This window comes from Humibacter soli, assembly GCF_054779035.1.
In genome coordinates, this window is sequence record NZ_BAAGYX010000001.1 from 901888 (window position 1) to 910141 (window position 8254).

8 protein-coding genes are annotated in these 8254 nt (G+C 65.8%); 1 reads left to right on the top strand and 7 read right to left on the bottom strand.

Annotated features, from left to right (window positions below; genetic code table 11):
• Nucleotides 1-13: 13 nt before the first annotated feature.
• On the top strand, nt 14-601 hold the full coding sequence (locus ACYVDN_RS04190) for a hypothetical protein (protein WP_460568748.1): 588 nt from the start codon (nt 14-16) through the stop codon (nt 599-601).
• On the opposite strand, the gene ACYVDN_RS04195 is transcribed toward ACYVDN_RS04190, so the two are convergent.
• The 7 genes from ACYVDN_RS04195 to ruvA form a co-directional block, all read right to left on the bottom strand.
• The gene (locus ACYVDN_RS04195; protein WP_460568750.1) at nt 571-2817 is read right to left on the bottom strand and encodes a RelA/SpoT family protein; all 2247 of its coding nucleotides are present in this window, start codon (nt 2815-2817) and stop codon (nt 571-573) included. The genes ACYVDN_RS04190 and ACYVDN_RS04195 overlap by 31 nt on opposite strands.
• Nucleotides 2818-2893: 76 nt before the next feature.
• A complete protein-coding gene (locus ACYVDN_RS04200) occupies nt 2894-3244 on the bottom strand; it encodes a rhodanese-like domain-containing protein (RefSeq protein WP_460568752.1) in 351 nt (116 codons plus the stop codon).
• 1 nt (nt 3245) lies between these two features.
• The gene (secF, locus tag ACYVDN_RS04205; RefSeq protein WP_460568754.1) at nt 3246-4268 is read right to left on the bottom strand and encodes a protein translocase subunit SecF; all 1023 of its coding nucleotides are present in this window, start codon (nt 4266-4268) and stop codon (nt 3246-3248) included.
• Nucleotides 4268-6007 (bottom strand): preprotein translocase subunit SecD, encoded by a 1740-nt coding sequence (secD, locus tag ACYVDN_RS04210; RefSeq protein WP_460568756.1) that lies wholly within the window; start codon nt 6005-6007, stop codon nt 4268-4270. Before secD ends, secF begins: the two co-directional genes overlap by 1 nt.
• A 64-nt stretch (nt 6008-6071) precedes the next feature.
• A complete protein-coding gene (gene yajC, locus ACYVDN_RS04215) occupies nt 6072-6443 on the bottom strand; it encodes a preprotein translocase subunit YajC (protein WP_460568758.1) in 372 nt (123 codons plus the stop codon).
• Between the two features lie 104 nt (nt 6444-6547).
• Nucleotides 6548-7585: a Holliday junction branch migration DNA helicase RuvB gene (ruvB, locus tag ACYVDN_RS04220; protein ID WP_460568760.1), complete on the bottom strand. Its 1038-nt coding sequence runs from the start codon at nt 7583-7585 to the stop codon at nt 6548-6550.
• Nucleotides 7582-8199 (bottom strand): Holliday junction branch migration protein RuvA, encoded by a 618-nt coding sequence (gene ruvA, locus ACYVDN_RS04225; protein ID WP_460568762.1) that lies wholly within the window; start codon nt 8197-8199, stop codon nt 7582-7584. The genes ruvB and ruvA overlap by 4 nt, the downstream gene beginning before the upstream one ends.
• Nucleotides 8200-8254 lie beyond the last annotated feature (55 nt).

Genomic DNA, 8254 nt, shown 5'->3' on the forward strand with positions numbered 1-8254 from the left:
CGACGATTGAGACATGGCTCGTCCGATGGCATCCGTGCTCCGTCCAGGTGGAGTGCTCGCCGTGGCCGAACTGAACGCCGCACGCCTCGACGGCGAGCTCTACGCGATCGACGAGGCGTTCGCGCCGGTCGACGAGGTGGATGACGCACGACTTCGGGCCGCCGCCCTGCTCGAGCTCATCGGAACGCGCTTGATCGCTGAGCTCGACAGCGCGCTCTGGATCCACGGCATCCTCAGCCTGCCACCCGCGTTGCACCGCGTCTGCGTCTCGCGATCGGACCGTCTGAAGTTCGCGCCATCGCCGCGCTTCGTGGTGCGCGAGGTGACGCATGGGCCGTACGACATCGAGGGGGTCGGAGAGCTGCGTGTGACCACGCCGGCGCGCATCCTGTTCGATCTGAGCGTCCTTGGGGGCGACGAGGCCGCGAGGCACGCCGCGGCCCTCATCCAGCGGTGGCCGCACCTGGCAGCGGAATGCGTCGAGCGGATCGATGAGGCGCCCAATCTGCCGGGCAAGATCGCGGCCCTTGCGCGGCTGAGAGAGTGGATGGCTGAGGCGGGCGAGAGCCGTCAGCCGGTGCTCACCCGGTACACGTCGTAGACGGCGTCGATGCGGCGCACGGCGTTCAGCACCCTGTCGAGGTGCGTGGTGTCCCCCATCTCGAAGACGAACCTGCTCAGTGCCAGCCGGCTGCTCGACGTGGAGACGGTCGCGGAGAGGATGTTCACGTGGTGCTCGGAGAGCACCCTGGTGACATCCGATAGCAGCCCTGAGCGATCGAGCGCCTCCACCTGGATCTGCACGAGGAAGACGCTCTTCGACGACGGAGCCCACTCCACGTCGATCATCCGCTCGGGTTCGCGCATCAGGTCTTGCACGTTGTGGCAGTCCGCCTGGTGCACGCTCACGCCCGACCCACGGGTGATGAACCCGACGATGTCGTCACCGGGAACCGGCGTGCAGCACTTCGCGAGCTTGACCAGGATGTCGGGAGCCCCGCGCACCAGAACACCCGAGTCGCTGTTGCGCAGCTGACGTCCGCGCACCCTGGCGGGCGGCGGCATCTCCGTGACGTCGCTCTCGTTCTCCGCCTGCAGGGAGGCGACGACCTTCTCGAGCACGGACTGCGTGCTGACGTGGCCCTCGCCGATCGCCGCATACAGTGCCGACACGTCGTCGTACTTCATGAGCGACGCGACCTCGCCCAGCGAGTCCTGGCTCATCAGCCGCTGCAGAGGAAGGTTCTGCTTGCGCATCGCGCGGGCGATGGCATCCTTGCCCTGCTCGATGGCCTCGTCACGGCGTTCCTTGGTGAACCACTGGCGGATCTTGTTGCGAGCTCGAGGACTCTTGACGAAGTTGAGCCAGTCCTGGCTGGGGCCGGAGTCCGGGTTCTTCGACGTGAAGACCTCGACGACGTCACCTGTGGCGAGCGGAGATTCGAGCGGCACGAGGCGTCCGTTCACCTTCGCGCCCATGGTGCGGTGGCCGACCTCGGTGTGCACGGCGTAGGCGAAGTCGACCGGGGTCGCGCCGGACGGCAGGCCGATGACCCTGCCCTTCGGCGTGAAGACGTAGACCTCTTTGGCGCCGATCTCGAAGCGCAGAGAGTCGAGGAACTCGCTCGGGTCGGCGGTCTCTGCCTGCCAGTCGGAGATATGCGCGAGCCACGCCATGTCGGTGTCGACCTTGCCGTCATCTTTGCCGGCGACGCGCTCCTTGTACTTCCAGTGCGCAGCGACACCGAACTCGGCGCGCTGATGCATCTCCTCCGTGCGGATCTGGATCTCGACGGCACGGCCCTCTGGCCCGATCACCGTCGTGTGGAGCGACTGATACAGGTTGAACTTCGGGGTGGCGATGTAGTCCTTGAAGCGCCCCGGCATGGGCGTCCATCTTGCATGGATCTGCCCGAGCACGGCGTAGCAGTCTCGCACCGACCCGACGATGACGCGGATGCCCACGAGGTCGTAGATCTCGTCGAACTCGCGACCTCGCACCACCATCTTCTGGTAGATCGAGTAGAACTGCTTCGGCCGGCCATCCACCTTTCCGCGGATCTTCGCGGATTTCAGGTCTTCGTTGATCGCATCGGTGACCTGCTGAACAACGCGTTCGCGCTCCGGCGACCGCTGTTTCACGAGGTTCTCGATCTCGACGTACAGCTTCGGATAGAGCACCGCGAACGAGAGGTCCTCGAGCTCCCATTTGATGGCCTGGATGCCGAGCCTGTGCGCAAGAGGCGCGTAGATCTCGAGGGTCTCCGTCGCCTTCCTGGTTGCGGAGGACGCCGGAACGAAGCCCCAGGTGCGTGCGTTGTGCAACCGGTCGGCGAGCTTGATGATCAGCACGCGGATGTCCTTCGACATCGCCACGATCATCTTGCGCACAGTCTCGGCCTGAGCGCTCTCGCCGTACTTGACCTTGTCGAGCTTGGTCACGCCGTCGACGAGCATGCCGATCTCGTCGCCGAAGTCGGCGCGGAGCTCGTCGAGGGAGTAGTCCGTGTCTTCGACGGTGTCGTGCAGCAGTGCGGCGGCGATCGCCTTCGATCCGATGCCCAGGTCGGCGAGGATCTGTGCGACGGCGACGGGATGCGTGATGTACGGCTCGCCGCTGCGACGGGTCTGCCCCGAGTGCGCGCGCTCGGCGACCGTGTACGCGCGCTCGATCAGGGCGAGGTCTGCCTTCGGATGGTGCATCCGAACGGTCCTGAGCAGAGTGTCGACCGCGCCGGCCGGCTGCTGAGCACGAGAGAAGAGGCGTGGCACGAGGCGGCGCAGTGAGGCGGTCTGCGGCGTCGTCGTATCAACCATCAGCATCGCCTCCCTCGATCATTATCGCGGGTCTGCTCCGGCAGGGTGGACAGGTCCGCTCACAGCGCAGGTGCCCCTAGCGGTGACCTTCCGTGCCTCCGGTGACGACCGGGCCGCCTGACGACTGCCACGCCACCATGCCGCCGGCCACGTTCACCGCGGGGTAGTCGGCGCCCACCAGCGCGTCGGTCACCGTTCGCGACCGTCCGCCGACATGGCAGATCACCGCGATGGGCGTGCCGTCGTCGGGCAGTTCGTGCTGTCGCTCGCCGAGCTCCCGCATCGGAATGTGGTGAGCGTCGGGCACATGACCGTCTTCCCACTCGAACGGCTCGCGCACATCGAGCAGCCACACGTCGCCCCCGGCGACCAGCGAGATCGCGTCGCTCGCCTCGATGGACGAGCCCGGTTCGTTCACGGATGCCATGTCAGCTCACGCTCGAGTCGGCAGCGACCGGGGCCTTCGACCTGGTGGCGAGCACCCTTCTGTCGTGCTTCACGATCGTGGGCTCCTTGCGTCGGAAGTCCGAGTACAGAGGCGCGGCGAGGAAGATCGTCGAGTAGGTGCCGACCAGGATTCCGATGAACAGCGCGAGCGAGATGTCGCGAAGCGTGTCGGCGCCCAGCACATACGAGCCGATGAAGAGGATTCCGCCGACCGGGAGTGCGGCAACGACCGCCGTGTTGATCGACCGCACGAGGGTCTGGTTGACGGCGAGGTTCACGGACTCGGGGAAGGTGTGCTTGAGCGCTTCCTTGTCGCCCCTGGTGTTCTCGCGGATCTTGTCGAACACCACGACGGTGTCATACAGCGAGTAGCCCAGGATCGTCAGGAATCCGATCATCGTCGCCGGGGTGATCTCCAGTCCTGCCAGGGCGTACACGCCGGCCGTGATGATCAGGTCGTGGAACAGCGAGATGATCGCGGCCGCAGACATCTTCCAGGTTCTGAAGTACAGGGCCATGGCGATGAAGGCGAGCAGGAGGAAGACCACGAGACCCTGGATGGCCTGACGCGAGACATCCTGTCCCCAGCTCGGACCGATGTAGGTCGACGCGACGTTCGCCTGCGGCACGCCGTAGGCAGCACCGAGGTTCGCCGCGACCTGCTTGGTCTGCTGCGTGGTGAGCTGATCGGTCTGCACGCGGATGCCCTTGCCTGCAGTGCCCTCCGTGACGCTGATCTGCACCGTCGCGTTCGGCTTGACCTCGTGCACCGCCTGCTGGGCCAGCGCCTGGTCGGTCGAGTTGACGCCGGCGACCGTGAACTGCGAACCACCGGTGAAGTCGATGCCGAAGTTGAATCCGCCCTTGACGATCGGGATGAGGATCGAGGCGATCGTCAGCACGATGGCGATCGAGTACCAGATCTTCCGCTTGCCGACGAAGTCGATCGAGCGGGCACCAGTGTAGAGATCGTTTCCGAACCTCTGGAAGCGTGTCTGGGCCATCAGGAGTCCTTCTCGTCCTTCTTGGCGTTGCCGCCGCCCGAGGCGACGAGCTCGGCCTGCTTGCGTTCGGCGATGGTCTGCCGTCGCGCGGCTTCCTTACCGCTGGTCGCCCGCTTGGTGTCGCTCACCGTCGCGGCGGTGCGGAACTGGGCGGCGCCGCGGTACACGGCACCGAGTGCTGTCGGGTCGAGACCGGACCACCTGTTTCCGCTCGCGAAGAAGCGGGTGCGCGCCAGGAGTTGGAGCGTCGGGTGCGTGAACAGGATGACGATCAGCACGTCGAGCACGGTCGTCACACCGAGAGTGAAGGCGAAGCCCTGCACATTCCCGACGGCGAGCACGTAGAGGACGATCGCCGCGAGGAGGTTCGTGGACTTCGACGCGTAGATGGTGCGTCTCGCTCGTTTCCAGCCCGCGTCGACGGCGGACTCGAGACTTCGCCCGTCGCGCAACTCATCGCGTATTCGCTCGAAGTACACGATGAAGGAATCCGCGGTGAATCCGATGGCCACGATCAGGCCGGCGACTCCGGCTAGCGAGAGCCGGTAGTCGATGCGCCACGACAGGATCGTGATGATCAGATACGTCAGCAGCGCGGCGACGATCAACGAGGTGATGGTGACCAGGCCGAGCAGACGGTACTGGAACAGCGTGTAGATGACGACGAGGAGCAGACCGATCGCTCCGGCGATCAGACCGCTGAGCAGCTGGGCAGAACCGAGCGTTGCGGATATCGTCTCGGAGCTCTGCACCTTGAAGCTCACGGGAAGGGCGCCGAACTTCAGCTGATCCGCGAGGCTTTGAGACGACGTCTGCGTGAAGTTACCGGTGATCTGCGGCTTGCCGTTGGTGATCGCACCCTGCATCGCCGGTGCCGAGAGCACCTTGCCGTCGAGCACGAAGGCGAACTGCGCGCGCGGGTCGGACGAGTCGGCGCCGTAGAAGCCGTACAGCCGCTCGCTCACCGCGGTGAAGTCCTTGGTGCCCTGCGCGTTGAAGACGAGGTTGACCGCCCACTGCCCGGTCGTGTTGCCGCTGGAGTCGGTGACGATGCCGGCCGTCGCGTTCGAGATGTCCGAACCCTGTACCTCGACGGGGCCCAGCAGGTACTTCACGCTGAGGTTGTCATCACAGGTGATGAGCGGCTTGTCATCGGGAGCGATGTTCGTCGTAGCGTTCTTCAGCGATGCGCAGTCGAAGGCGTTGTACTCGGCCTGGAGCGCGGGCGTCACCCATGAGGTGTCGCTGCCGTTGGTCGGCTTCGCGGTCGGCGTCGACTGCAGAGTCGGCGCAGGCGACGGGTATGGCGTCGTCTTGCCGTTGGAGCCGACGAAGGTGTTGGTAGGCGCACCTGTCAGCAGCACGGGCCGCAGCTCGAGCTTCGACGACGACTTGATGCGGTCGAGCGTCGCCTGATCGGGCGTGCCGGGGATCGAGACGACGATGTTGTCCGTGCCCTGCGTGCTCACCTGCGCCTCGGAAACACCCGATGCGTTCACACGCTCACGGATGATCGAGACGGCCTGGTTGAGCTCGTCCGAGGTGACCTTCTGACCGCCGGCCAGCTGCGGCGCGAGGATGATCTCGGTGCCGCCCTCGAGGTCGAGTCCCAGCTTGGGCGCCCACGTGGCGGTGGAGAACAGCACGCCGCCGGCGAGTACGAGCACGAGTGCGACGACGATCACGCCGAGCCAGGTCAGGGAGCGTGAGGCATGCTTCGCAGGGGACGACTTTGCCACGGAGGGGACTCAGCTTTCTATGCTCGCGCGGACGGCCACGACGGCGTCGGCGCGGGTGGAGGTTCTACTCGTCGGTCTTCTTCGACGGAGCGTCGGCATCCTCGATGCGCTCGCCGTACGCGGGCTTCTCGTCGATGGCAGGCGTGGAGGCTTCCGACGCCTCGACATCCGTCGTGCCTTCCTCCTCGGTGACCTCAGGAGAGGTCTCGACACGACCGATGGTCTGACGGTGAACCGTGAGAATGTGTCCGGGGCTCGTCTCGAGCTCGACCTTGTTGGTCTCCTCGTCGATCGACACGATGGTGCCGAACACGCCGAAGTTGGTCATGACGGTCGCGCCCGGAACGACCTGCTTCTGAAGCTCGGCTGCCTGCTTCTGACGCCGCCTGCTGCTGCGGAACATGAAGAAGATGAGGGCGGCCAGAACGACGACCATGACAATGGTCAGAATATTTTGATCCAACGTGGAAAGACCTTCCGGAGATGAGGGGGCACATGAACAACCACCTCATACGCGTGGGGGCTGCAAGCTACCTTGGATTATAGGTCATCGGTAAAGAGGGCTTGCTGCGCGTCAGCAGTGGGCTTCCTTGGTGTTCCGAAGTGCTGCCAGGCCATCGGCGTCGCCACGCGACCGCGTGGCGTACGCGACAACAGACCGATGCGCACGAGGAAAGGCTCGACGACCGACTCGATCGTATCGGCCTCCTCCCCCACCGAGACAGCGAGGGTGCTGAGTCCGACGGGGCCTCCGTTGAAACGCGTCAAGATCGTCTGCATGACCGCCCTGTCGATGCGGTCGAGGCCGAGTTCGTCGACGTCGTAAAGCTCGAGCGCGGCCCGCACGGCGTTCAGATCTGCGCCGCCGCCGTGCACGAGCGCATAGTCCCTCACCCTGCGAAGCAGGCGGTTGGCGATGCGAGGGGTTCCACGGCAACGGCCGGCGATCTCCGCGATCGCCTCGCCATCGATCTCGAAGTCGAGCAAGGTCGCAGCGCGCACCAGCACCTGCTCGAGCTCGGAGTCGTCGTAGAACTCCAGGTGGGCGGTGAATCCGAACCGGTCGCGCAGAGGGTTCGGCAGCAGGCCGGAGCGTGTCGTTGCTCCCACGAGGGTGAACGGCGCGAGATCGAGCGGAATGGATGTCGCCCCCGCCCCTTTGCCGACCATGATGTCGATGCGGAAGTCTTCCATCGCCAGGTACAGCATCTCCTCGGCGGACCGCGCCATGCGGTGGATCTCGTCGATGAAGAGCACCTCGCCGGGAACGAGCGACGAGAGGAGCGCTGCGAGGTCGCCTGCGTGCTGGATGGCCGGGCCGCTCGACATCCGCAGCGTTCTGCCGCTCTCGTGAGCGACGATCATCGCGAGGGTCGTCTTGCCGAGGCCGGGAGGCCCGGCGAGCAGGATGTGGTCGGGGGTGCGCTCCTGCATGCGGGCGGCCGTGAGCAGCAGCTGGAGCTGACCGCGCACCTTCGACTGCCCGACGAACTCGCCGAGCGACTTCGGTCGCAGTGCACCCTCGAACGCCAGCTCGGCGTCGGACTGGGCCTCTGGCGCCGTCAGGTCGTCGCTCATGCCTGCTGCCTCGCTGTCGGCCCGAGGCGGGACAGCGCGAGCCGCAGGAGCGCCTGAACGGTGTCGCGCTCGGACTCGGGGAACTCCTCCGCGATGTCGTGCACGGCGTCGGCCGCTGTGCGTTCGGGCCAGCCGAGTCCGACCAGCGCGATCACGACGCTGTCGGCGACATCCGTCCTGGGGATCTGGGCGACCGTCTGCACCGGCTTTGCCGGCGCGAAGAGCTTGCCGGTGAGCGAGACGACGATCAGCTTCGCGGTCTTGGGGCCGATGCCCGACACCTTGCGGAACGCTGCGTCGTCGTCCGATGCGACGGCCAGGGCGATCTCGTCGGGCGAGAGCTCCGCGAGGACACCGAGCGCGGACTTCGGGCCAACGCCGGAGACACCGATCAAGGCGTCGAAGACGCCGAGGTGCTCGCGTGCCGGAAAGCCGAAGAGCGAGAGGGACTCCTGCCGCACGACGAGCGACGTGTGCACTGTCGCCTCCTCGCCGATGCGCAGCGAACGTGCGTGATCCGGCGTGACCTGAACGGCGTAACCCACTCCCCCGACGTCGATGACGGCGACGCCGTCTGAGGCCTGCAGAACGGTTCCGCGGAGGGAGGAGATCACCTGTTCAGCCTATGGGCGATTGAGGCGAGAGCTGTTGAGGGCTCGCACTCAACGG

What these genes read in the sequence shown, in the direction of transcription:
- yajC (WP_460568758.1), bottom strand. Translation starts at nt 6,443, where the DNA reads ATGGTCGTCGTTCTGGCCGCCCTCATCTTCTTCATGTTCCGCAGCAGC.
- secF (WP_460568754.1), bottom strand. Translation starts at nt 4,268, where the DNA reads ATGGCCCAGACACGCTTCCAGAGGTTCGGAAACGATCTCTACACTGGT.
- ACYVDN_RS04195 (WP_460568750.1), bottom strand. Translation starts at nt 2,817, where the DNA reads ATGGTTGATACGACGACGCCGCAGACCGCCTCACTGCGCCGCCTCGTG.
- ACYVDN_RS04190 (WP_460568748.1), top strand. Translation starts at nt 14, where the DNA reads ATGGCTCGTCCGATGGCATCCGTGCTCCGTCCAGGTGGAGTGCTCGCC.
- ACYVDN_RS04200 (WP_460568752.1), bottom strand. Translation starts at nt 3,244, where the DNA reads ATGGCATCCGTGAACGAACCGGGCTCGTCCATCGAGGCGAGCGACGCG.
- ruvB (WP_460568760.1), bottom strand. Translation starts at nt 7,585, where the DNA reads ATGAGCGACGACCTGACGGCGCCAGAGGCCCAGTCCGACGCCGAGCTG.